The 543-nt window shown below is 60.0% G+C and carries 1 protein-coding gene; it reads right to left on the minus strand.

The genetic code is table 11. The annotated features are described in order from the left end of the window. Positions 1–485 (minus strand): IS701 family transposase (locus tag XcuCFBP2542_RS19030; RefSeq protein ID WP_146090386.1); only part of this gene is annotated, 485 nt, incomplete at its 3' end. Positions 486–543: the final 58 nt, after the last annotated feature.

Below are 543 nucleotides of genomic sequence, written 5' to 3' on the forward strand. Positions count from 1 at the left end.
GCCGCATCGGCCGCCCAAGCCTCAGGAAGATACAGCCCAAAGGCCATCGGCACGCTCGCCGCAGGCGTCGCCAGCGAGACGCTCACCGCCACCTGGCAGTTGTCCTGTTTGCCGATCTCCCCGCAGTACTGTCGGGTCACACCGACCGAATGCTTGCCCTTCTTGCGAAAACCCGTGTCGTCCACGATCCAGTACACCTCGCCCTTCAAATCCATATGCGATGAGACGTACTGACGGACGCGCTCCAGCACCGCCGCATCGGACCAGTCCGACTTGGCCACGAAATGGTGCAACGCCTGATGCCGAGCCCGTGTCCGCAGCGGATCCACATGCGCCGCCAGCGGCTCTACGCTTTTGCGCTCCAACGGCAGCATCAATCCTCGGCAATAACCGTGTAAGCTCGCCGCGCGATCAGCATGACCAAGCGCAGCGGATAGGTCATCCAAATAGGCGGAAAAACGCGCTTGGTGACTGACTGCGGCCATGTTCATCTCAGCACGGTGTGGATTGCCTGCAGAATAACATTTTTATGACACAGTAGGA

Source organism: Xanthomonas cucurbitae (assembly GCF_002939885.1).
GTDB classification, from domain to species: domain Bacteria; phylum Pseudomonadota; class Gammaproteobacteria; order Xanthomonadales; family Xanthomonadaceae; genus Xanthomonas; species Xanthomonas cucurbitae.